The organism is Bacillus sp. NMCC46 (genome assembly GCF_002998465.1).
Lineage (GTDB): Bacteria > Bacillota > Bacilli > Bacillales > Bacillaceae > Bacillus.
The window spans coordinates 61,516-83,443 of record NZ_PVQZ01000003.1 but is presented as its reverse complement, the minus strand read 5'-3'; the positions used below and the strand labels follow the sequence as shown (position 1 = coordinate 83,443).

Here is a 21,928-nt window from a genome sequence, read left to right as displayed (position 1 = left end):
CAGCTCTTATTTTGTTAATCCTTTTTGTTGCAGCGCTTCTTTTTGGGCTTTACCTCGACTTGTCACATAGTTGTTTTTGTACCATGCAACAAGGGTTGTCACTAAAGTAAAGATCATTGAGAAGGCAAGGTACAATGTTTCAGCCAACGAAGTGACCTGGTCCTCACTGATCGGCAAAACAGGTTTGCCAAACATGATAAGTCCTTGGTTGATCAATGCAATAAAAAGAAGCACCGTGCGAACGACCGTGCCTTTGTCAAAGTTTTTCATATTAAATACCTCTTTTCTTATTTTTGATTTCTTTCGATTCTATCTAATTTCTCGATTACTACGTCATATTTCTCACTGAATTTTGCTAGTACGTCATTTTGTGCGTCTATTTGCTCGTTAAGCTTGTTCTCACGCTCTTTTGTCGTGTTCAATACATAAAACAGTACCCAACAAAAAAGCACCGCAAAGGGTCCTTGTGTCATTAAATATTGTGCCAAATCCATTTCCATTTTGCTCACCTTCTCCCGCCATAAGCATAAAAAATAAGCCTATACCTCGTATGGCTCACCTGTTATTTCCTCGTATTGTTCGGGTGTGATTCTCCCCGCTGCTACGGTGTTATAAACCATTTCTTTTGTCCATAATTCTCTATCATAAAAACCTTTGATTCTACTGAACCAATCGAAATCACTCACGATGGATCACCCCCTAATGCAAACAAGTAATAAAGCTCGGCAACTTGTTTCTCCATGAGGTCTATTTTTGACGGCTGCGGCGTTGGTTGCAAGCTCTCTATATACTCTTTAGATGCTGATTCAAACCACTCTCTCTTGTCTGCATCATATTCAGGAAGATATAAACCTTTTTTCGGACGTACATCCGTAGCATTTTTCGGAATCTCTTCATAATCACTTATTACATCTTCACCTTGATATTTAAAATTCTCGTCAAAGTAATAAATGTGCATGATTCTTCCCTCCTTTACCACAACGGAATAGATTCATTTATCTCAATTCTCGTCACCTTGGAATTATCATTTGCGTTGAGACCGTCAAATTTTAATGATCCATCTTCCCCGAGAGTTAAACGGGCTGAACCGTACGATCCAACCGTTGCACCTACAAATACAGTGTTAGCTGAAGGTTTTTGAGCAAAACGGGCAATGACTGTATCGTTCGCCGGGACTCCCTCAAACGATCCCCGAAGTAGTAAGTCATTTTGACGTATGGAGAATTGGAGAGGATTTCCCGCAAATTGTTTTACTGTTCCAGCGACTAACGTTACTTGGTTCCATGTGCTGATTGAATCATCATCCGTCAGCATCCGTTTCCATCCTCTGAACGATCCGTCCGTATGGACTGTGCCGAACCAATGTAAATTATCGCCGCTTCTAACAATATGAAAGTACTTACGGTTGTTACTGTTATCAATAACGTAAATATTGAACCACGATGAATCGGTTTTACTCGGCATATTGACGACATTTGTTCCAACGGCATAGTAACAACCGGAAGGCAGCGTTAAAATGTCCGTACCGTTCGGAAGCAACTGGCTTTGTCCGGTTTCAGACAACAAATTGTGATTAGACAACCTTGACCAACCACTCCATACATTATTATTTAAATAGTTTGTGTAGACGTTATTTACATAGTCGGTTGCGTATACCCATCCGAAAGAGGCTACGCCGTTCGTGGAATCAGTCATATGATAGAAACCTCGGAAAGATCGCTGATTCGGTAAATCTCTTGAACCGGCAATTGCGTAGAAAGTTCCTTGCCCTACTCCATTATTGATAATTGCATCAAGAATGCTCATGGATGTATCTTTCAGAGAGATCAACGGCATGCCTGTATCAGCCGTGATTTTCTTTTGTTGAAAACCCGCAACAAGCTCTTTAGCCATTTTCAAAGCGCCGGCGGGTGTCTCTGCGTAATCTTCCGTATATTTTTTAGCTGCTGCAAGCGCTTCGGCTACTTTAGATTTTGCACCTTCTTTCGTTTCAAGCGCTTCGAGATCGTCAAGTTTCTCTTTCATTCTGTCAAGCTGCTCTTTAAGCTCTTTCGTGATCTCGTCAATGTTTCCTTGCATTACATCGGTACGTTTTTTTATATCGGTTTCAAGTTCTGCTGCCATGCGTTCAATTTGTTTTTTCAACGATTGAAAATCATCAATATAAAATTCCGCTGCCGGGGCAATGTCTTGGTCAATTAAATTTCGATCAATCTCAAATGTAAATTCGTGAATCGACAAGGCTTGTCCGTTACGGTAATACAAATTTAATGACGCTTGGACCTTGCCATATAGCTTGATTTCGTTATTATCTAAGACGTATTCAGCTATTCCCTCAACCTTGTCTATAAGAGTGATATTCCGAATATTTTTCGATCCATTTGCAAACTTTAGTACAAGTTTTCCGTCAACCGCCGACAATGGAAGTGGCACACCATCTTTGCGCAATTGAAAGATTAGCTTTGCCGTACCTATATCTTGTGTAGAAAAAACGATTTTTGAATCGTACACGCTTTGATCATAGGCATCAACCACGAAAGGCAGCACGCCATTTTTAAAAAGTTGATTCGTCATGTTATCCCCCTCAAGTAATATTTTCAACGGTCCGAATAGGATCAACGCTATTATCGTTTAATGCAGATACTTTTCCAGCGCCTTTTAAACGATTTCCATAGTGTTGAATGGATGAACATTTGCTTGTTAAATACAAACCGTGTCTTCCAGTCTTTCCATTTGCGGTGTTGTTACGAACGGCGCTGTTTTTGACGCCATCCATAAGCAAAATAAAGTCGTATTCATCCCCACGCTTGCCCGCATTCACAATTGTGTTTTCATCTACCTGTACATATTCTGAATCACCTGAAACAGATATACCGGAAAAACCGATCTCTTCAAGTGTGTTGTCGTCTACCGATACATAATCGCAATTTCCTTCCTCTACTCGCACGCCGTTACCCTGGATGTCACGTCCTGTGTTATGGTGAACTTTCCCTCGTGTGCTGCGTGTGACTAAAATTCCATGATGTCCTATATTTTCAAGGTTGTTATCATCAATAACAAAATGTTTCACATCTGATACATGAATACCGTGCCTTGTTGTACCGTCAATTTGATTTTTTGAAATGACGACATGATCAATCGTTTGATAACCTTTACGACCATAAACCTGAATCGCATGGTCAACCGACATATTGATAAATTTGTTATTTGTGATTGTGTGACGCTTTGTCTTATTGACTCTTCCAGTGGTATTGCCGTTTTTGTCTAGCGTATAGACACTATCAACACTCGGTAATAACGTTCTAACGCCGCCGGAACAGTTTTCAAACGTATTGCCGTCAACAAATACGTCCTGCCATTTGTTGCCCGACACCGCCCATTCTGTGCAATCGTAAACCTTGTTATTGAGGAATCTAATGCCCGAATAGAGAACGCTGTCCGTGCTTGTATGTGAATCAATGGCTCTAGGATAGCCCCCAAGCTCTGCGGATTTTCGGATAGTACAATTTTGCATAGTAAGGTTTCTTGTCGGTGTGTGATCATAAGCTCCAAACGCACCGAAGTTACTAGAGGAACGCATCAAATCAACTTGAACCGCTGCGGAGAACCATCTATCTCCTACATAGTCCGCAAACCCTTCGAATGTCACATTGTCGATCAAAACATTTTCATTCCCGGCACAATCGAAAGCATGTCCCCCACAAACATTTCTCAATGTGATATCACGCATGATAATACCGGAAGCATGAGCAAAGCCGAAAATTGAACATTGCTGCTTGATCTCATGCCCCATACTGTCAATTGTTCCTTGTCCGTCAATGATCAAGTTTCCGTGCCCTTTGTACTCGGTGAAACTCTCATTTGAATCACCATTTACAAACATGCTGCCAACAAAGCCACGCTTGATCGTTGCCCCTGCCTGTAAAGTGATATGAGTATTTTTATAAATCCTCACCCGTTCACGCAGCGTATAGCCTCCTGGGGGAATATAAAGCCAAATGGGGCGATCTTTTGATAATTCTAGCGCTGCTTGTAATGCCTTTGTGAAATTGCCGTATTTGTTTAAAAACGGCTGCAAAGACACGATCGAAAGCATGTCATTCACTTTCTTTTCAAGCTGATCAAAGTCATATTCAAGACGATCATTCAAAGTCGGATGAATGGACGCATCAAGTGCAACCCTAGCGTCCACAACCTCTTTCACGTCGTTACCGTCATGATTAACGATCAGATTTACAAGGCGTGACCAATAACTATTAAGCCAGTGAGCGACGCTTTTCCCTCTGTGGGTGATATGTGCCGCTTCATGAGCTTCTTCGCTTGCTTTATGTTCTTTGATATCTATGTCTAGTTGATTCAAGGCATTTTCAATTGATCTTGCATTTTGGGATAGGTTTTCTTCAAACTCTGCATTTTTGCCAATCTTAAATACTTTCAATAGGCTGAATCTCCCCATGTTATCAACTCCTTCCTTATGACAATATTCCATGAAAAATAGCCGACGTTTAACCGTCAGCTATCTAAGTAAAATGAAATATTAATTTGTGCGCCGTTTGGAATATCGGCAGCCGTTGGGCTGATTCTTTGACCACCTTTAGCAAGGGCAATGTTCATACCACTAGGATTAGTTGGATCAACAGTTGCGCCCGCTGTAAATCCCTTTAAACTTAGATCAAAATCAACGCTCGCCTTGGGGCTTTTCGGCTTTATGTCAATTCCTATTTCAATGTTAATACTACTGCTTCCTACCTCATCAATTTCCACGCCGTCTATGCTGCTATCATCTATTGACCATGTTTTCGTAACAGATGAATATGACAAGCTCACATCTTGGGAAACCTTCACACTGACATTACTCAATTGACTTTGTATGTTACTTGCTATGCTTTTTTGCGCCTCAAGCATTTCTGCTATTTGCTTCTTGATTAAATTCCGCTGTTTTTTCATCTCGACATCTTTTTCTAGTTGATAGTCAATAATGTCTTTACGATAATTTGTAAGCGTGACAGACGGCTTCAAGTCCAAATTGAGAGGGTTATATTTGATCTCCTGTACCCTTACCTCTCCCTCGAAAAGAATGCCGTATGCTGTATCGGCAATGACTGGAACAATAGCACCTTTGGAAATATTGTCCTCGATCGCTTCGAGTTTTGAATCATACACTTTTTCAAAATCCAATTCGATTGTTAATTTTGGATAAGGATCAATTTTCTTTTTTAGAAGTTTTTCCATGTCCTCTTTTTTGGAAATGGAATCCTCGTAAACTGTCTCTGCTACTCGTGGGCGACCGTCTACAAGAAAAAGTTTTTCGTCCGGGTGAATATATGTCACAGGAGGGAACATGTACTTTTCATCATTTTTAAAGGTCCGATAAAGTCCAATAAAATTCCCGTTAGGAATACTAACCCGGAAACCCGTTTTCATTTTTTTAGTGTTCGGGTTTTTGCTGTCTTTTCCTTTGAATGTAGCAACGACCGTATGCTCTTTATCCTCAAGACCCCGGATCACGTCAACCGTTTCAACCACATGACTTTCTTTGCCTGTGTCTTTGTACGTGCTGAATGTTTTGTTTGTCTTTTTATCTATGTTAAACGTGATTTTCCCGCCTAATTTTTCTTTGATCAGCTTCACGCTGAAGCCTGTCCCTTTAAACGTAAAAGAGAACGTTTGTCCAACGTCCTCCGCATACATGGCATTTAAATCACTGTTTGTTTTCCATTTCGCCGATTTACTGTCATAGCCTTTTGTTTCCTCGCTTGCTGTGTCCTTTTCTTCTTTTACCTTGCCATATCCTTTTATTCGTGTGTAAGACTCGGACAGACTACTTTTAACACTAATCGTATTCATATTCGCCCTGGTATCTAATTTGTAATTGATCCGCTTTTTGATTTCTTTGAATACGTATATATGATCATTGTTTACATCAAGTTCCACGACAAAAGCCGATATAAGATCGTTCATCAGCTCTAACGACTTTTTCTTGCCGAATCCTTCTAGTTTGGCTTTCAATCCTTTAGCATCCGGCATGATGGTATATGAAAAGCCGCTTCCTTTTAAAGCGTGTTTAAGCGCTGTGTCTATATCTATTTCTCCGTTAATTTCTTCATCTACCTGGTTATATGTCAGACGAACAATATACATATGATCAGCCGCTACATTTCGGAATGACACGCCGTTTTCTGTGCGCTTTTCATCCTCTACAATGATATAACGCTGCGCTTTGTGCTCAATCTCATCTACAAGCAATACGTTGTCATTTACAAGCATATCGAAAGCAAGTTCAGTTTCGGGCATTTGTAAACACTGAAATGATAATTGTTTTGTGCCGTCTAATTTATCCGAGACTTCGGGTTCTACATGTTCCAAAGGTACTTTATTTGATAGATCGTGCTTTGACTGTACAAATAATTGATTCATCTTTTCACCTACTTATAGTAAAAGCGCAAGACAAATCGTATATCAATACTGGATGCGCCTTCGATCTCAAATGGATTAAAGCCAGGGCGCAAGCTCGGAAAGCGCCCGGACGTGTCCGCCATTTTCCCATCAATCGTGACATATTGACGTGTGATAATGATTTTTTGCTTTTTAGAAACTGATCTCCTTATCGTTAACGCCTCTTTCGTGGCATCATTGCGTATCTTCACGTCCTTACCTGTTAAATACATGGTGACGCTATAATCAAAGTCAATCGGATCAATTGTCACATCAGAAGCGTTGTAGACTTTGAACGTCTTGGACGTGAAACGGTATTTCAGATCGTCTTGACTCGGTAAATTCATGCCGAGATAAAAATACTCTCCACTCAAATTTAAGGGCTTTTCAGTATTAAAAACGGTTTCGCCAAGCCCAAGCGATGCGGTGAATTCCACATCAACTTCTTTATAATTTTTCCCGTCATCTTTTTCGATTTCGATTTCGTCGTCACACGTCACCAGGTAACGTATACCGGGTGAAAAAGAACAACTAATGTAATAGGGTTCTTCTCTTACAAGTTCCCTTGTAAGCGCCGCTCTATATCTATTAAACTGATCCGTGCTTTTTGCTTTAATATAAAATCGTGCTTTGATTTTTCTTTCTTTGAAACGGACTTTTTTCGACGTTTGTTTTAATCCTGGTCTATTTGCCACAACCGCCGTTTGACGTTCGATTGAAGCCGACACAGGCGTAAATTTTACGCAACGTAAAAAGGGAAGGCGCTTGCTGATCAGTTGAAGCCCTTCCCCGTAATCCGTATAAAATTCATAACTCAAGTCGCAAGCCCTCCCCTACGCTGTCTATTTTTAAGTAAATCCATATTGTACTTGTTTAGTCCCTCAACATTTATCGTGGTGTCTTTCATGGCGATCTGTGTCAACAAACCGATCATTTGATCAAACTTGTTTTCTAGTTGCTTAATAGCATCAGCACTATCATTTTGAACAATTACATTTGTTGAACCTTGTCCCGGCTGCTCGGGCTGATAGCCCACCATTCGATTAGCTTGAGCAAGCACCTGCATAGCTCGGTTTCTTCTGAATTGCCTTAAAGGTAATATCATTTCCCCTTTGTGAACCTCTGCCGTATGATTTCGGGTAATGATACCGCCTTTATCATAGCCAATGTACTTGCCGCCTTTTCTCATGTTGACCAAGCCAGGGTGCTTGTTAATTCCGCCATAACGACTATTCAAATAGTTGATAGCAGCAATAACCTGGTGTACAGGGTTTTTGATATTTCCGTAACCAGGTTCTTTGTTCGCCGCAAAAGTAGACGGAATGAATTGCATAAGCCCCTGGGACGGATGCCCCGCTTTTGCGTTGCTGTCCCAATTGTTTACGACTGTAGGGTTTCCGCCGGATTCTTTCATAGCGATCGTTTCAAGCGCTTTTGAAAAAGATGGGGAAATTCCCTTAATCGCAATTGCTTGAGCCACCCATTTTTTCACTGCTGCGCTGCCTCCCTCACCAGGAACAAAACCAAAGTCTTTGATCTTGTTTTTAATAAAGGAAACCGCTTTGTCCTTGATAAAAGAAAAACTGCCTTTGACGATCTGACCAAAGCCGCCTGCCATGCTCGGGGTCGTGATCCCCATTTTTTGAAGCAATGTATTCATTAGCTTGCTAGGCTTTGTAATGAAGTCAGACACATCAAGTACCAGGTCTTTCACCTTACCGAAAAGATTAGAAATGAAGTTGCCGCCTTTACCTGTACCATCTTTGTAAAATGGCACGTCATCAAACAATGCTTTCGTTTTAGGTCCCGACAATACCTCGGTTCCTTTTGGAAGGTTCATCATTGTATCAGTTGAAGGAGACAGCCCCATTTGACCGCCAGGCGTGATAAACAGTTCTTTCATTCCGCCATCCCCTAGAATGGCGGGTCCTCCTGGGTGTCCGCCCGTCCCTTTTGCGTATTTTGGCGGTGTCCATTCTGGTATTTGATTTTCTTTAGGCACACCCACTTTACCAAGAACCCAGTTAACGCCACCTATTACGCCATTTACGACAAAAGATAATTTGTTATTCATTTTATCCGCAAGCGACTTAACACCTTTAAGCGCTGCCCACGCCATACTTTTAATGCCATTACCGATTTTACCCGGTAATTTTTTGGCTGCGTCTACAATGTCCCAAAAACGTTTGACCATGCCGTCTTTCATACTTGTTGCAATTGAAACGGCTTTGTCTTTAAGCCAAGTGACCATTTTCCCGGTGTTTACAGCGCCATTTTTAAAGAATCCGACAATACTAGACCACATTTTCGGGAAGATGCCTAATAGCCCTTTTCCTAGTGATTTCGCAATCCCGAGAATCTTTCCGAAAAAGGACAATTGCACAAAATTCCATATCGCATTAATCGAGCCGAAAAACACGTTTTTGATGCCTTCCCACATCTTGCCGAAATCTCCCGTCAGCAAGCCCGAGAAGAATTTTATGACGCCTTGAATCACTTGCATTGCGCCCATGACAACGCCTTTAATATTGCCCCAAACGCTTTTAATAATGGCAATAATGGCAGGCATGACAAATTGGACCACAGACCATATATTTTGTAAGGCTTGTGTGATCACACCGCCGTTTTCTTTCCAAAACGTTCCCCACACTGTGGCAAGCTGTCCAATAAATGACAAGATGCCACCCAGGGCTTGTTTTACAATAGGCGCCATTGTAACAAATACATTCATCAAAATGCCGCCTATTGCCTGGAAAGTCGGCTGCATACTCTTAAATGAATTTTTAATCGTTTCTATTACGCCTTTTACTGTATCAGTAGTGTTTACAATCATATCAACCACGCCAGGCGGGAAAAGCTGCGATAATATGCCATAACCCTCTAAGCGTTCTGCTGTTCCCTCACCTTGCAATATGCCCCAAATACCCGCCATTGCCTGTTTTACTGTATTGCCAGCGCTGGACATTTCTTTCATGATTGGATCAGCAATATTAAATGCCTTCTCAAGAAATGTAGCTGCTGCGCCTCCTAATGGCTCTAGCGCTGATAGTGCTTGACGCCCGATCTTTTTAAAGCGTGTGCCTAGATTGTCTTGCAAAGCCTCCCCCGCTTCGTTAGCTTTGCCTTTTACGTCACCGATCTTCCCATCAATGCCGCCCAGGGCATACATGGCGTCAGCCTCTAGGTCTTCCCATTTTGTCCCGAAAAGAGCCACGCCGATATTGTTGGCGTCCACCTGGTCTTTCATGCCTTTCAGCTCTTTTAAAACGGTGTTTGATACATCTTTGACAGTCCCTTTACCTTGTAAAAAATCTTGCCAGACTTTTTGTGTAGGTTTCGACATACTCGCCATTGCTTCATTAGTCGATTTCGAGCCATCCTTGACACGAATTTGAAACTCTTTCATGACGTCGTTGACGTAATCCAGGTTGTAAACGCCCGCTTTTGTTCCGTTGACGAGTAATTGAAAATATTCTTGTGCTGAATAACCCATTTTTCCGAATAACGTTGAATACTCGGACAGGTTATCGAACATCTCATTTGAAAAATTCAATCCGTTTTGTGCGCCATACGTCATGAGATCAAACGCATCACTCACAGACACGCCAAAACCTTTCATAAGGTTGTTGCCCGCTCTCGCAACTTCATTTACTTCTGAATCAAAAGCATCTGCAAGCACCAGGGCTTTTTTGGTTACGTCCGTAAGGTCCTTGTCTGCAATGCCTCGGATATTTTGTTTAATTTGAAACAAACCATTCCTTGCATCATCCAAATTCTCTCCGAAGCCCTGTGACCACACGTCTTTTGCTATGCCTGTGAGCCTTTTGGCTTCATCACCCGTCAAGCCTAGCTGCGCTCTTAAACGCCCTTGTGAGGCTTGTATATCAGCCGTCATTTTTGCGCCAAGCGTGCCAACGGCTGCCGTTAATGCTCCAATGGCTGCCGTACCCGCTACCGCTGCCGTAGCAAATCCGCCCTTTAAAATGCTTGAGAGTTTGGAAACCTCTTTACCCGCTGCCGTTACATCATTAGATACATTTTGATGACTTGTTGCTAAATCGTCGGCGCTGTTTGCTGCTTCTGATTCGGCACGTTCAAGTCTTTCAACCTGGCTTTGTGAAAGCCTTAAAGCGTTTTGCATGTTGCGATAGCTTGTTATTTGAGAGTTTAAACGTTGTGCATATTTCTGCGCCTGGGTTGATCCCTCTCCATATTGCTCAACTTGCTTTTCATATGCTTGTCTATACGAATCTACAATTCTTTCTTGAATCTTCAATTGATCTGACAAGCCCGACACCTTACTTTTACTTTCGCCCAGCTTGTCATCTAATGCTTTAAATTCGGCTGCGGTTGCTTTGGTTGCCGACTGTGCCGTTTTAAGCTGCTGCCTCAAGGCTGTGACGCCTTTGTCAAACCCTGTACTATCTAACGTCGTATTAACGACTAAAGAGCCTATCGGACGCCCTTCCGTTGCCATATGGTTTACCTCCTTTCCTCAAAAATAAAAGAAGGCTCAAAAGCCTCCTGGTCTTAAAATCTGATCTATTGGAACACTGCCCGCGCTTTGCCCTTTTCTGTTTGCAAGACGTAAAAACCCGTTCAAGTCCATGTTATCTATCTCATGATACTTGTACCCTTCTTTCATCAAATCTTCGTAAATATCATCTAATGATTCTAGGTAATCTTGCCACGTTTCTAAATGCTCTATTTCTGTGCTTTCACCGCTTTCTTTTTCAAGCCGTCGTTTCCCTTTTTTTGTCCTGTCACTTGCATGATGACATCAGCAATTGTTTCAAATGTTTTATCAGAAGGGACATTGTCTAAAAAGTCATCATATGAAAATTGCTCCCCGAATACACCCACTACATAAGTGACCATTTCATCAAGCATTGCAGTACCTTCCATTTCCCCCTGTTCTGCTTGAGCTTGTATTTCAAGCGCACGTCTTAATTGACGAGCTGACGGCATATCCTTTGTGTATGTTTTTTCTTCTTTTGTTTGTGCATCAATCATTGTTAATTTCAACATATTAAACACCTCGTATATTTTTTAATGAATCCAGTTTAACCAGGTAAAATAAATCACCTGGCTATCAGAAAACACTATTTTTTTGTTGTGGTGCTTGATGGCGCTTCCGCTGTTCCGTTGTCGCCGTCAGTGCTAGGGGCGATCCCTTTAAAGACAAAATCATAAAAGGCTTTTTCAGTGAATCCAGGGCTTCCACTATACGCCATGACATAAGTTAAGCCGTCGAATTTACGGGGCATGAATTGTCCCTCAATTGTTGGCGTGATAAATTCGACTTTATCCTCTTTTGTTTTACCTTCATTAGACGGAATACCGAATTTACCTCGCAAAAGTCCAACATACCAAAAACCGCCCTTTGTTTTCTGCCGGAATGTGATAGCAACGAAAGGCGGGTCAGTATCTTTTCCGTATGCTTCAAGCCATCCGCCAATTGCATCCGCTCCTAGCAATTTGTTTTTCATTTCTGTTGTAAGATCAGCTACGCCGATTTCTAACTTTGCTTCACCTACGCCCGAGCCTTCTTGATCAAATACCCCATCATCCCCGTAAAGAACGGCAATTTCCGAGCTTGGTTCTAATTTTGATTCGATTGCCCCAGGTACTTTTAATACTTCGGTTGCTTCTTTGGTGACGTCATCTTCAAAAACGCCGACTTGTATATCTCTCAATCCTGTTGTAGCCATTTATTTCATCCTCTCTATTCAAAACTGATTTCTATTTCTTTATTTGCTCTGTACCTTCGTGCATATCTGTACAGCTTTATATCCGGGTCTTTATCAAAGGCGGAAGCGTATTGCTGATAGTCAGCCGAAGCCATCAAACGATCAATAATCGGTTGTATTTCTTGCGCTTCCTTGATTGTCCCGGTCCATAAATCTATTTGTATATCAACGCTTATGCCTGTCGCTTGATCATCCTCATACGCATTACGATAGCTTTCAAGCTCATTAATACGGATCATTGGGGCTTGATCTACCTTTTGATCTAACTCCGGCACGTCCACAAGAAAGACTTTTTCACCCGGCACGTAGCTTGTCAGATCGGCTGATCCTGTCAAAATCATTTCTACTTCTTGGATTGGTAGCATTAGCGTCATAACCCGAGCAACCCCCTATAAACACTTTGCATTTTCGATAAAACGAGTTGTTCGTACTCGTTGATCGTGCGTTCTATAAAACTTTGCGGGCGCTGCTTGATCGTTCCGAAGTTTGTAAAATGCAGCCTATAAGCCGTTTCCTTACCATAGCCAACGGTTGAAAATATTTCCCCGTCCTCTCTTGGTTTGGAATAGAAAACATCTGATTTTAAATGCTTCTTATTGCCGCTATTGCTATCAAATGGCGTGTTCTTTTCCAAGCCATCCGCCATCATCTGTGCTCCTGCAAGAACGGCAGCCTTTTCCGCTTTTACATTTTGACGAGCCATCTTTTCAATGGCTTTATATGTTTCTTCTATTCCGTTAGCTTCAAGGGCCATCAGCTCACCTTCTTTACAAAGACATTGATCAAGTCTTTGTCCTGCTCGTTTGGCAGAATATCAATGACTTGATAAAGCTCGTTGGTCAAGTGGTCCTGTACGTGCATAGCGTTGGAAATGGTCGATACTTGTTGATAGCGAATAACATAGGTCAAACTATCTTCTAAAACCGTACCTGCTGTTGATAGCTTTTCTCTTAATTTTTGGTCTCGCCGTTCCGCCCAGGTGGTGAAAAGTCTTTCTGTTGTCGTTGTGTTCTCCCTGGATATAGGGTCCTTTTTAGGTTCCTTTTTAACGAAAGATATCGGCGTATTTAATCGTCCATAGTCCATGAAGGGTATTCTCCTTTAAATTGTTGAATGTACGACATAACGCCGAACGGCACTTCTTGCAAATTCTTGTTTGATACCGCTGATCGGTTTTCGTACCTATGACCGCAAAGCATCATGACCGCATCATCAAAACAAGGATTATCAATAAAAAAAGCGTCCCTCTCTTTCGATAAGGTGACGCTGTCTTTGATAAACTTTTCAGAAGCCGCTTTTATCGTTTCTAGCATTTTGTCATCCAGGTCATGAGTGATCCTTAAAGCGTGTTTTAATTCTTCAAGGGTCATATTTCTTCACTCCTATTCTGTAGCGCCTGTTTCAACTGGCGGCTTGATTGTTACATAAAAGCCTGCGTTTTTGTCTGCTTGCTTTACGTCGAAACGAATAGCAAGGGAAAGGACTTGACCATACACCGCATTTTCAACCCACTTCGCAACAACGTCTACACGATTCGCAAAGAAGGCAGCTCGTTTTAAGTCACCGATAAACATGTTCATATCACCGGCTTTTTTACCGAGCAACTTATCATCAACAACTTTGATCGGGCTTCCGAAAAGCGTTTTGCCGGATGGTGAAGAAATGTTACTTTGTAAGATGTATTGACCGTTTTTGTCTTTTAAGGTGTCTAGGAATTGAAAGGCGGATGACGTCGAAAGAACATTACGAACATAGGCTTGCTTTAAATCAACATTTAAAATCTTTTTAATGTCGTCCGTTCCTGTAACTGTTTTAGCTGTAAACGTCTTTAAGACGCCTGCAATTTTTGTATTTCTTGTATTTCGTTTAACTTGTTGCAAATGATCCGCTACAAGTGCCGTCAAATCTACGCCAGCATCATCAATTGATTCTTGAGAAATAGCCAATTGACCACGATACGTTTCAACTTTCCATTCAATGTTATTGAATTTTGGGTTTGCTAGCTCTGGGTTTTTCTCAAGTTCCGCAACCGACACAAGTTCGGTTTCTGTGTTTTCCAAAACTGGATATGAACCGGATGGTGCTGTCACATTGACTTTATTCACAAATTCAACTAAGTCAACAATATCTTCCGGCGTTTTCTGCGGTGTCGTAATGACCTCGATAGGAATAACTGCCGCTGCTCCTTCTGTTGTCAAACCGTCCCGGACTTCACCTCTAGTACGCAAGAACGTTTCAAAGCTGCGGCGCTGTTCCTCGATTCCTTTATCCAAGCGCACATGCGGCGTGACTGCTGGAAATGATCTTTGTTCCTCTGTTTTTCCGTCTTGTCCCGCTCCTGTGATTTCTTCCGCTTTCATTCCTGCCAATTCTTCTAATTCTTTTAGTTTTTCTGTCATTGTCTCAATTTCTGCTTTTAAAGAAGTGATTTCATCTTTAATCGTTTTTGCTTCTTCTAGCTTGTCTTCTTCCGCTCGTTGTTGAGCCTCTTTGATTTTTGTATTGATAGCCGTTTGTCTCTTTGTGATCTCTGAACGTAATTCCTGGATTTTCTCTTTTAACATGTGTACATGCTCCTTTTCCAAATAAAATAAGCACCCGCAATGTACGAGTGCTTTCTAAAGACTTAATTCAATTAGATCAAGCTCTAACTTGATTTTTTCTTTTTCTAAATGGCTGCTTTGATGCTGCTTTAAATGCCGCTGGGCGATCGAAACATCTGTGTCTTCATAAGCCGGATAAGTGACGATAGAAACATCAGTAATTCGTGAAATGTTGTTTAAGCTCCGCAATGGAAGCCCCGTCTTGTCGTCCCGTTTAAAGCTGTCGCCGTTTGCAGCAAGATGAAAACCGAATGAACAATTTGAAACGTTGCCAAGTCTCAAGTTTTCATATAGATCGTTTGCGTATTGCGTGTTCGGCAAAGACAATTCAAAACGCAAGCCAATGTCATCCACAGATAGTTTCAGTGTTCCGGCTTTGGTTCTTCCTAGAATCTTTGACGGATCGTGATCAATAAGTGCCCTTACATCTGACATATCAGCATTTTGCAGCGCTCGTTTTTCAATGGTTTCAATGAAGCCGCCCAGGTTTCGGCTGCGTGTACCGAATTTCAATGCATAGCCTGTAATCATCCTGCCTTTATCGGTTTCTTCTGTCGCCTTTAGCGAACCCTCTTGAATGGCTCTAATCTCCTTCTCCAATATCATCACCCCCTTTATCAAGTGAAGGAATAGGAAGCCCCTTCGCCTTCGCTTTTTGGATTTCGTCCATAATGTCAACATCCACATAGTTCAAACTCATAAAGCGCCTATCTCCATTTTCAATAGGCGCAATTCCGTATTCTGCTAATGCGTCGTTTTGCGAATAAATGCCGTTTTGAAGTAATGCAATGACATTTTCCCGCTTTGTTTTAGCGTCCGTTTCCTTAAATCGTCTTGCGTCAAATTGAAAGCGTTTGGTCCTGCTTTCCGGGTAAAAAAGCATTTTGAAATTTAACTCCGCTGTAATGGCAGCAAAGTAATTTGAAAGCGTATTTGTCAAATAATCCAGGTTCGCTTGTTCTAGTGAAGTGTTCACTTGCTCGATCCCCAACTTATGAGGTGGCAACCCGAATACTTTCGCAATCTGCTTTGTTGAATGCGTGTAATTATTGACGATTTCAAGAACCTTCGTACTGATTTCAAGTTGCTTAAATTCTTCGTTTTCGCTCAAAACGGCTATTCTTTGTTGATTCCTCATACCCGAATTAAACTTTTCAAATTCATTGCGCAAGTTTTCCCTTGCTTCTGATGACGGTACGCCTTTTTTAAGCGTTACAATGCCGCTTAAATTTGTGCCACGTCTAAAAAAGTCCGTGACAAGCCTTTTACCCGCCTCCTGGCTTTCAAGTTCATGCTTGAGACATGATAAGAGGCTCTTTCCGTTTACCCCATCCAGTGAGGAAAACTTGATATGCAGCACGTCAGACGGTTTCAAAATAGTTTCTTTTCCGTCAGAAGGGTAATAACGATAAACAATATCGTTCCGTCCCTTTATCTGATCAACCGAGACTTCAGAATTCAAAATGTGTATAAGCTCCCAGGGTGTACCCTCTTTATCCCGTTTGATATAAGCAAACGATTGACCGTTTAAAAGCGCATTGGCGACAAGGATATATTTGAATGAATACCCCGAGTAATAATCGTTAGGGCGCTCGTTGATAAGCTGAAACAGATCACTATCCTTTTCTTCTATTCCTTCGTTTCTAATCATGATCGGGCTTGCTGCTATGTCTGACGCCAGTACGTGAACCGCTGTGAACACATCACTATTTTTAATGGCTGTTGCCGGCACATAACTTAAACCATCTAAGCCCACCAAAATTTCGTTAAATTCCCTTTGTCCTGCGCTTTGTTGATTTATTGATCTAAAGAACGCCAATTTCCTCTACCCCCTTTCTGTTTCATGGTTGAGAAGAATGGCGACAAAGACTAGCAAAACACCACTAGCCGCAATCCCCCAAATCATTCCGGCCATATAAACGGCGGTATTGATAAGGACTAGCCCCAACAAAAACAAAAGAGTATGAAGGTTCGATATGAAGAACCGCCATACTCCTAAAATTAGATGATTAAATTGTTTTGGCACTGTTTCCCCTCCTTCTATATCCCAAAATCTTCACTTTGATAGTAGGCGTCCCAATCTGTTTCGTTTTGCTCGTAATGGTACATTGCTTCTGTATATGCATTCATTAAAGCAGCGATCGGGTCAATTTTTTCACGGTTCAAGTCCTTGTCGATCTGCACCGTATCATTGACCTTTTTCAAAATGGCGTTGTTAATTGCCAGGTTTAGCAATGGGTTGTTTGTATGCAGGAGACGCTGATCCATGACGTTAAGTCTAAAGTTTTTCGTTGGTTCTGATAACGTCCTTACTCCTTGTCTTACTTCAATAGCAGGATAGCCATATTGATCAATTTCATTTAAAAACAATGAAATGTTATATGGATCATAAAAGATACCCTTTACTTGCAAATCATATTTCGTTATGTGATCGACCATGTAATCAATAACTTGTTGTAAATTAATGATGCCGGACTCTTTGTCTGTTATTGTGCAATATCCTTCTTGCTCAAGCCTTCTATAATCAATTTTGTCACGCTGTATCTTGTTTTCTAAACCGCCTTTACGCCCAACAAATGAATGACTATCAATATAAAAGTTTTCCTCTGCATCCTCTAAAGGATAAATAAAGCCAAGTGAAGATAAATCTTCCGACCTGGATAAATCCACACCGATATAAACAGGCTTCCCGTATATATCCGGCTTCTCCTCAACGACGCAATCTTTCCAATCGTCACCGTTCAATAAACTATCCGACGAAGCAGAACGCCACAAATTAAAGTTTTTAACAAGCGTTCCGTTCAGATCGTCTTTTTCCCTGGCTTCTTTCAATTTTTTGCGTAAGTTCTTGAGCAATTTCTTTTTCATACTTTCAACTTCAAGCAACGGGTTACTTTTTATCCAAGTGCTTTCGTCGCTTATCTCTTTTGCGTCATCTTGTTCATAGACAACGGCAAAATAATTTTCGTTCTCTTTCTTTCCGCTCAATATATCCGTTACATACGGATATTCTTGTGCATACATAGGACCATTCAGTTTGAAACCCGCTGTACTAATGATTAAGATAAGCCCTTGGTCTTGCTGACCTTGTGAGGACTCTAAAACCTCAATCATTTTTGTATTTGTAGCCGTGTGAAACTCGTCAAGAATACCAATTAATACGTTTAAGCCGTCAAGGTTGTCTGTATCACGAGATAACGGCATGATGATGCTATCCTCTAGCAAAAAACGAATTTCATTTTGAATGATCTTGGTCATTTTCTTAATTTGTTTTGATTTCTTCCGCAACTTTTTAAGTTGCATGACAATCATGTTAAAAACCGCTTTTGCTTGTTTACGAGAGTTTGCCGTCGTGTAAATCTGTCTATCGTATCTAGGCGCATCACCAAAAAGCAATTCATATAAAGCGATCCCGGCAACAAGAACGGATTTACCGCCTTTACGTGCCATACTGATATATGCTTTTGTAAATCGTCTATATCCTGTTTCTTTGTCTCGCCAGGCAAATATCATATAGACAATGAATTTTTGAAAGAGTGCTAGTGACGTAGGTTTACCCGTTGAAATATCCGGCAGCATTTCAAGAAACTTTTCAACCTTCGCCCCTTTTTTGGGCTTGTACTCGTATGGAAAGTCAGGGTCTTTTGATTTTTCAAGATCCCGCAAATGTCGTTTACACGCCTGGATGACTTTTTGACTTGCTATAATTTCCCCGTTTACTACTTTTTGAGCGTAAAGAGTACCGGGGTCTTTTTTAATCGTCGTCATCCTGCCTCATTGCCTCAAATATATCGTCATCCTCGCTATCTTCACCTAACCCAACCAGACGTAATCGAGCATCAAGCGCAAGTCCAAGTTGTCCTGCAATAGCTCGAATTTCTTTCGACACTTGCATCATGATTTCAAAAGACGGATTTTTCTTTTTGACCTCGAACCCTTTACTATTCACTTCAAAAACGACTTGTCCCTCTACCTCCACATCTTTTAAAGCACGTCTGTATTGTGCGTAACTGGTACAGTACATAGCGAGCAAGGTCCGATCTAATTCAGATATAGGAAGCTCGATAATATGCGGGTAAATCCTTTTCCATTCATTCTTTGCCATTGTGGTCATCCAAAAAGGAGGCGGTTCTTCCAGTGGCGAAATGCCTTTCAATTTTTCTTCATGCTGCTGCCGCTGCTCTCGTTCTTCGTTTGATATTTGCCCTTTTAATGTGTCCGTCATTTGTTTTCTTCTCGCCAATAAAAACCACCACCTTTCAGCAAAATCCAACCTATTAATTTTAGGCAATCAAACAAATGAGCAAAACCTCTCTATCTCAACGCCTGTAAAGGATCAAGCCATTTTACGAATGAGTGAAAAACCGCAAAAAACGGGAAAAATCAAAACTCCATTTCAACACTTTTTTTAAAGTTGAGGGGACGCCGATTTCCAGGAAGCAAAAAAACCCACCCCGTTCAATGTCGGGGGGACTTAAATCAAAATAAATTAAATGAAAATGCCATCACTTCTTAAATGTCACCTGGTTATGATGAAATTGACAAAGCACTTCAAGGTTGTTTAAATCATTGCGCTCTATATCGTCATGAAATACCTCTCTAAGCTCTTTATACTTATGATGGACCACTAACCTATTGGACATGTTCACACGTCCTTCTGCGGCACACACAGCGCATCTGTAATGACTCTCACGCTTCTTTGCTTCTCGAAGTGATTTCCATTCTCTACTTTGATAGTATTTGTAGTGCGCTTCGTTCTCCCTGCTGTACCTCACATCTTTGTTGTATTGCTTATCAGCATAGCCCTGGTGCTTCATACAATAGCGTGCGGTCCAGTCTATATATTCTCGGCAGGCGGGAACGTTACAACGTTTTAAGGGCATCACTTATTACCTTCACTTGTAAAAGACTCAAGCGTTTGACAAAGATGAATATTAAAGCTGCTTTGATTTTTGTCCTTAATTCTTCGATCAAATTCTTTTTTCGCCTCTGAATAATCTTCATAAAACTCTAGGTAAGGATCGCAATCATAATCCGTTAAGACCACATAGCCCGATTTCATAAGTCCACACTCTCCTTTTTTATTTGATCTAAGCCGCCCCTGTTTGTTAGCCGCCATTGTTTTTGTAAACAGACAGGGACGCTTTACAGCAAATAGAAAAACACCGCCATGAAAGACGGTGCTTCAATTATTATTTAATATAAAATTCGCTAGTGTAGAATGTCCCAAGGGTTGCAACATGATTGCCCTTTTTGTCGTAACGTTCTACATCCACTCTAAAACGATAAGTACCTTTTTTGTTACCTAGTGATTCCTTGATGTCAAATTGATCATAAAGTTTTTCACCTGGGTTGAGTTGGTTTGGGCTGTTCGTTTTAAGTGTTACCCACTTTCCACCTTCCTTACGTTGAGGAATAAGGTTTGGACCAGCACTAAAGTCGTTATGGTTTTGCACCGCAATTCGTACAACCTTATCCTCTCCAATTTTGTGATTGGCTTTTGTCGGGTTCGCCGACACTCCAAATCCTGACGCCATAATCAATCATCTCCTTTTATTATTTGCGCCTCTATCCCATTCCTCAAGACGCTTGCGACTACACAACCAAAATCCCAAAAGGCAGCCGTTCCCAACAAATAAAAAAAGCACTGCAATTATGCAATGCCATGTTTTAAATGCTCTTGTACAAGTTCTGCTGCTTTATCAAAAGATATATCTTCAATACCAGGAAATTTAAAACACGCTCTAAAAGAAACATCATTATCGAGAATGACTTCAGCATCTAAAAATATTAAAGTGCCACGACCAAACGCTTGCGTTGTTTGCCGCTCCATCTTATGAACGGTAATTTTCAAGTCAATTACCTCGCTTTCTCTCAATCAATTTATCGCATAATACAATATTACAACCTTTTTTCTGTCACGCTGCGCCAACATAACGCCAAAAACACGCCAGTTTTCCGCCAATAAAACGCCAAAATAAAAACACCTCTAAACGGGTGCTTTAAATACAATTTCATTGAGAGCGTAAGCAAGATCAAGAAATGTCTTTCCTTTCAAGCGTGTATACGATCTTTCGCTCATGCCGATTTCATTATAAACCTGGTAATCGAAAACGGGTTCTTGCTGCATGTAACGTTTTATAATGATCTGTCTCTCGTTACACGGAAGACGATTGACCGCTCTTTGCACCTTCTCAAGAAAGGCATTTCTTTTCTGCTCCCATTCAATCCGTTTAATAGCTGTGCTTTCAGTAGATGAGCGGAAAGCGTTGGTTGTGGCGGGCGGCACTATGCTAAATCCTCCTGTTATCTTTGGCAGCATATCGTCCGGGACTTGAAGAAGATATAAGCGGTAGTTGTCGAGAATCCTTTCAACTCTTTTTCTCGTTTCCTTTTTATCAATTACAGGCGGTTCACCCAACATCAGCATATCCCCTTTCTCCCGCTCTCAATTCCTCTACCTTTTGAGCGATCTTTTTCCTTGCTCTCTCTATATGTTTTTGAACCGAGCCTTTCGCTATCCCATGAAGTGCGGCGCATTTGCTAAATGAAACATTATGACCAACAACGGATATGAATATCTCTTTCTCCTTCTGCGTAAGCGTAGATAAGACATAATCGAGTAAATCCTTTTCATCTTCATTTACTTCAAATGGATCGGGTTGGGGAACATGATATTTTGAAGATAAAACTTCAAGAAACCCGTTATCTGCAAGAAAAGTACGTTGATTATAGGAGCGGCGATCCAAGTCACGCCTTGCCCCTGGTTCTCTTTCTGTTTCCATCCACTCGACCGCATATTCTAAGTCATAGATCATTGAGCGGTACATTTTCTTTTCTCCTTCGTCTTTAGATGCTGCCAAACTCCTTTCAGTTTCTTTTAACGCTGCTTTATATTCCTTGATTAAATCTTTCAAAATACCACCCCCTTTTATTTGCTTTTAAATGCCCCTCCACGCCCTCTTTTATATGTAGGGCGGTAAATACCCATGAGCGACTTTATATCTTCTTCTGAAAGCTCCTGCGTGTGATTTCGAGTACATTCGTTCTTAGGAACGTCAGTTCTTTTTGTTGGCATAGATTTATAACCCGCTTTTATAAAAGCAGCTCTCATCGTTTTCATTTTGGTTTCTCCTTTTC

The 21,928-nt window shown here is 41.2% G+C and carries 28 protein-coding genes; all 28 read right to left on the bottom strand.

Annotated features, from left to right (window positions below; translation table 11 throughout):
• Positions 1-6: 6 nt before the first annotated feature.
• Positions 7-270, bottom strand: coding sequence for a phage holin (locus tag C6Y01_RS09975; RefSeq protein WP_106038153.1), 264 nt, complete (start codon positions 268-270; stop codon positions 7-9).
• A gap of 17 nt (positions 271-287) precedes the next feature.
• Positions 288-500 carry a BhlA/UviB family holin-like peptide gene (locus C6Y01_RS09970; RefSeq protein ID WP_034324986.1) on the bottom strand — a complete coding sequence of 71 codons (213 nt, stop codon included), beginning with the start codon at positions 498-500 and terminating at the stop codon, positions 288-290.
• A gap of 39 nt (positions 501-539) precedes the next feature.
• Positions 540-686 (bottom strand): XkdX family protein, encoded by a 147-nt coding sequence (locus tag C6Y01_RS09965; RefSeq protein WP_106038152.1) that lies wholly within the window; start codon positions 684-686, stop codon positions 540-542.
• Positions 683-958: a hypothetical protein gene (locus C6Y01_RS09960; protein WP_106038151.1), complete on the bottom strand. Its 276-nt coding sequence runs from the start codon at positions 956-958 to the stop codon at positions 683-685. Before C6Y01_RS09960 ends, C6Y01_RS09965 begins: the two co-directional genes overlap by 4 nt.
• A gap of 14 nt (positions 959-972) precedes the next feature.
• The gene (locus tag C6Y01_RS19085) at positions 973-2,574 is read right to left on the bottom strand and encodes a BppU family phage baseplate upper protein (protein WP_106038150.1); all 1,602 of its coding nucleotides are present in this window, start codon (positions 2,572-2,574) and stop codon (positions 973-975) included.
• Positions 2,575-2,584: 10 nt separating this feature from the next.
• On the bottom strand, positions 2,585-4,438 hold the full coding sequence (locus tag C6Y01_RS09950) for a right-handed parallel beta-helix repeat-containing protein (RefSeq protein WP_223249906.1): 1,854 nt from the start codon (positions 4,436-4,438) through the stop codon (positions 2,585-2,587).
• 74 nt (positions 4,439-4,512) lie between these two features.
• Positions 4,513-6,417, bottom strand: coding sequence for a phage tail protein (locus C6Y01_RS09945; RefSeq protein WP_106038148.1), 1,905 nt, complete (start codon positions 6,415-6,417; stop codon positions 4,513-4,515).
• Positions 6,418-6,425: 8 nt separating this feature from the next.
• Positions 6,426-7,253, bottom strand: coding sequence for a phage tail domain-containing protein (locus tag C6Y01_RS09940; RefSeq protein WP_106038147.1), 828 nt, complete (start codon positions 7,251-7,253; stop codon positions 6,426-6,428).
• Complete coding sequence (locus tag C6Y01_RS09935) at positions 7,250-10,912, bottom strand: phage tail tape measure protein (protein ID WP_106038146.1); 3,663 nt, start codon at positions 10,910-10,912, stop codon at positions 7,250-7,252. Before C6Y01_RS09935 ends, C6Y01_RS09940 begins: the two co-directional genes overlap by 4 nt.
• A 227-nt stretch (positions 10,913-11,139) precedes the next feature.
• Complete coding sequence (gpG, locus tag C6Y01_RS09930; RefSeq protein ID WP_159159659.1) at positions 11,140-11,460, bottom strand: phage tail assembly chaperone G; 321 nt, start codon at positions 11,458-11,460, stop codon at positions 11,140-11,142.
• A gap of 77 nt (positions 11,461-11,537) precedes the next feature.
• Positions 11,538-12,146, bottom strand: coding sequence for a major tail protein (locus C6Y01_RS09925; protein WP_106038144.1), 609 nt, complete (start codon positions 12,144-12,146; stop codon positions 11,538-11,540).
• A gap of 14 nt (positions 12,147-12,160) precedes the next feature.
• Positions 12,161-12,559: a tail completion protein gp17 gene (gene gp17, locus C6Y01_RS09920; RefSeq protein ID WP_106038143.1), complete on the bottom strand. Its 399-nt coding sequence runs from the start codon at positions 12,557-12,559 to the stop codon at positions 12,161-12,163.
• Positions 12,556-12,939, bottom strand: coding sequence for an HK97-gp10 family putative phage morphogenesis protein (locus tag C6Y01_RS09915; RefSeq protein ID WP_106038142.1), 384 nt, complete (start codon positions 12,937-12,939; stop codon positions 12,556-12,558). Before C6Y01_RS09915 ends, gp17 begins: the two co-directional genes overlap by 4 nt.
• Positions 12,939-13,271, bottom strand: coding sequence for a phage head completion protein (locus tag C6Y01_RS09910; protein ID WP_106038141.1), 333 nt, complete (start codon positions 13,269-13,271; stop codon positions 12,939-12,941). The genes C6Y01_RS09915 and C6Y01_RS09910 overlap by 1 nt, the downstream gene beginning before the upstream one ends.
• Positions 13,253-13,555 carry a head-tail connector protein gene (locus C6Y01_RS09905; RefSeq protein WP_106038140.1) on the bottom strand — a complete coding sequence of 101 codons (303 nt, stop codon included), beginning with the start codon at positions 13,553-13,555 and terminating at the stop codon, positions 13,253-13,255. The genes C6Y01_RS09910 and C6Y01_RS09905 overlap by 19 nt, the downstream gene beginning before the upstream one ends.
• 12 nt (positions 13,556-13,567) lie before the next feature.
• Positions 13,568-14,749 carry a phage major capsid protein gene (locus tag C6Y01_RS09900; protein ID WP_106038139.1) on the bottom strand — a complete coding sequence of 394 codons (1,182 nt, stop codon included), beginning with the start codon at positions 14,747-14,749 and terminating at the stop codon, positions 13,568-13,570.
• Positions 14,750-14,803: 54 nt separating this feature from the next.
• Positions 14,804-15,394: an HK97 family phage prohead protease gene (locus tag C6Y01_RS09895; protein WP_106038138.1), complete on the bottom strand. Its 591-nt coding sequence runs from the start codon at positions 15,392-15,394 to the stop codon at positions 14,804-14,806.
• Complete coding sequence (locus C6Y01_RS09890) at positions 15,372-16,607, bottom strand: phage portal protein (protein ID WP_106038137.1); 1,236 nt, start codon at positions 16,605-16,607, stop codon at positions 15,372-15,374. The genes C6Y01_RS09895 and C6Y01_RS09890 overlap by 23 nt, the downstream gene beginning before the upstream one ends.
• 6 nt (positions 16,608-16,613) lie before the next feature.
• The gene (locus tag C6Y01_RS09885; protein ID WP_106038136.1) at positions 16,614-16,814 is read right to left on the bottom strand and encodes a hypothetical protein; all 201 of its coding nucleotides are present in this window, start codon (positions 16,812-16,814) and stop codon (positions 16,614-16,616) included.
• Positions 16,815-16,828: 14 nt separating this feature from the next.
• Positions 16,829-18,556 (bottom strand): terminase large subunit, encoded by a 1,728-nt coding sequence (locus C6Y01_RS09880; RefSeq protein ID WP_106038135.1) that lies wholly within the window; start codon positions 18,554-18,556, stop codon positions 16,829-16,831.
• Positions 18,543-19,031 carry a phage terminase small subunit P27 family gene (locus C6Y01_RS09875; RefSeq protein ID WP_106038134.1) on the bottom strand — a complete coding sequence of 163 codons (489 nt, stop codon included), beginning with the start codon at positions 19,029-19,031 and terminating at the stop codon, positions 18,543-18,545. The genes C6Y01_RS09880 and C6Y01_RS09875 overlap by 14 nt, the downstream gene beginning before the upstream one ends.
• 262 nt (positions 19,032-19,293) lie before the next feature.
• Positions 19,294-19,671: an HNH endonuclease gene (locus C6Y01_RS09870; RefSeq protein WP_106038133.1), complete on the bottom strand. Its 378-nt coding sequence runs from the start codon at positions 19,669-19,671 to the stop codon at positions 19,294-19,296.
• Positions 19,671-19,850: a hypothetical protein gene (locus C6Y01_RS09865; RefSeq protein WP_106038132.1), complete on the bottom strand. Its 180-nt coding sequence runs from the start codon at positions 19,848-19,850 to the stop codon at positions 19,671-19,673. Before C6Y01_RS09865 ends, C6Y01_RS09870 begins: the two co-directional genes overlap by 1 nt.
• A gap of 130 nt (positions 19,851-19,980) precedes the next feature.
• On the bottom strand, positions 19,981-20,325 hold the full coding sequence (locus tag C6Y01_RS09860) for a structural protein (protein WP_106038131.1): 345 nt from the start codon (positions 20,323-20,325) through the stop codon (positions 19,981-19,983).
• 116 nt (positions 20,326-20,441) lie between these two features.
• Complete coding sequence (locus C6Y01_RS09855; RefSeq protein WP_142394365.1) at positions 20,442-20,642, bottom strand: hypothetical protein; 201 nt, start codon at positions 20,640-20,642, stop codon at positions 20,442-20,444.
• A 135-nt stretch (positions 20,643-20,777) separates the two neighbouring features.
• The gene (locus tag C6Y01_RS09850) at positions 20,778-21,212 is read right to left on the bottom strand and encodes an ArpU family phage packaging/lysis transcriptional regulator (RefSeq protein ID WP_106038129.1); all 435 of its coding nucleotides are present in this window, start codon (positions 21,210-21,212) and stop codon (positions 20,778-20,780) included.
• A complete protein-coding gene (locus C6Y01_RS09845; RefSeq protein WP_106038128.1) occupies positions 21,202-21,705 on the bottom strand; it encodes a sigma factor-like helix-turn-helix DNA-binding protein in 504 nt (167 codons plus the stop codon). The genes C6Y01_RS09850 and C6Y01_RS09845 overlap by 11 nt, the downstream gene beginning before the upstream one ends.
• Positions 21,706-21,719: 14 nt before the next feature.
• The gene (locus tag C6Y01_RS09840; RefSeq protein WP_142394364.1) at positions 21,720-21,911 is read right to left on the bottom strand and encodes a hypothetical protein; all 192 of its coding nucleotides are present in this window, start codon (positions 21,909-21,911) and stop codon (positions 21,720-21,722) included.
• Positions 21,912-21,928: the final 17 nt, after the last annotated feature.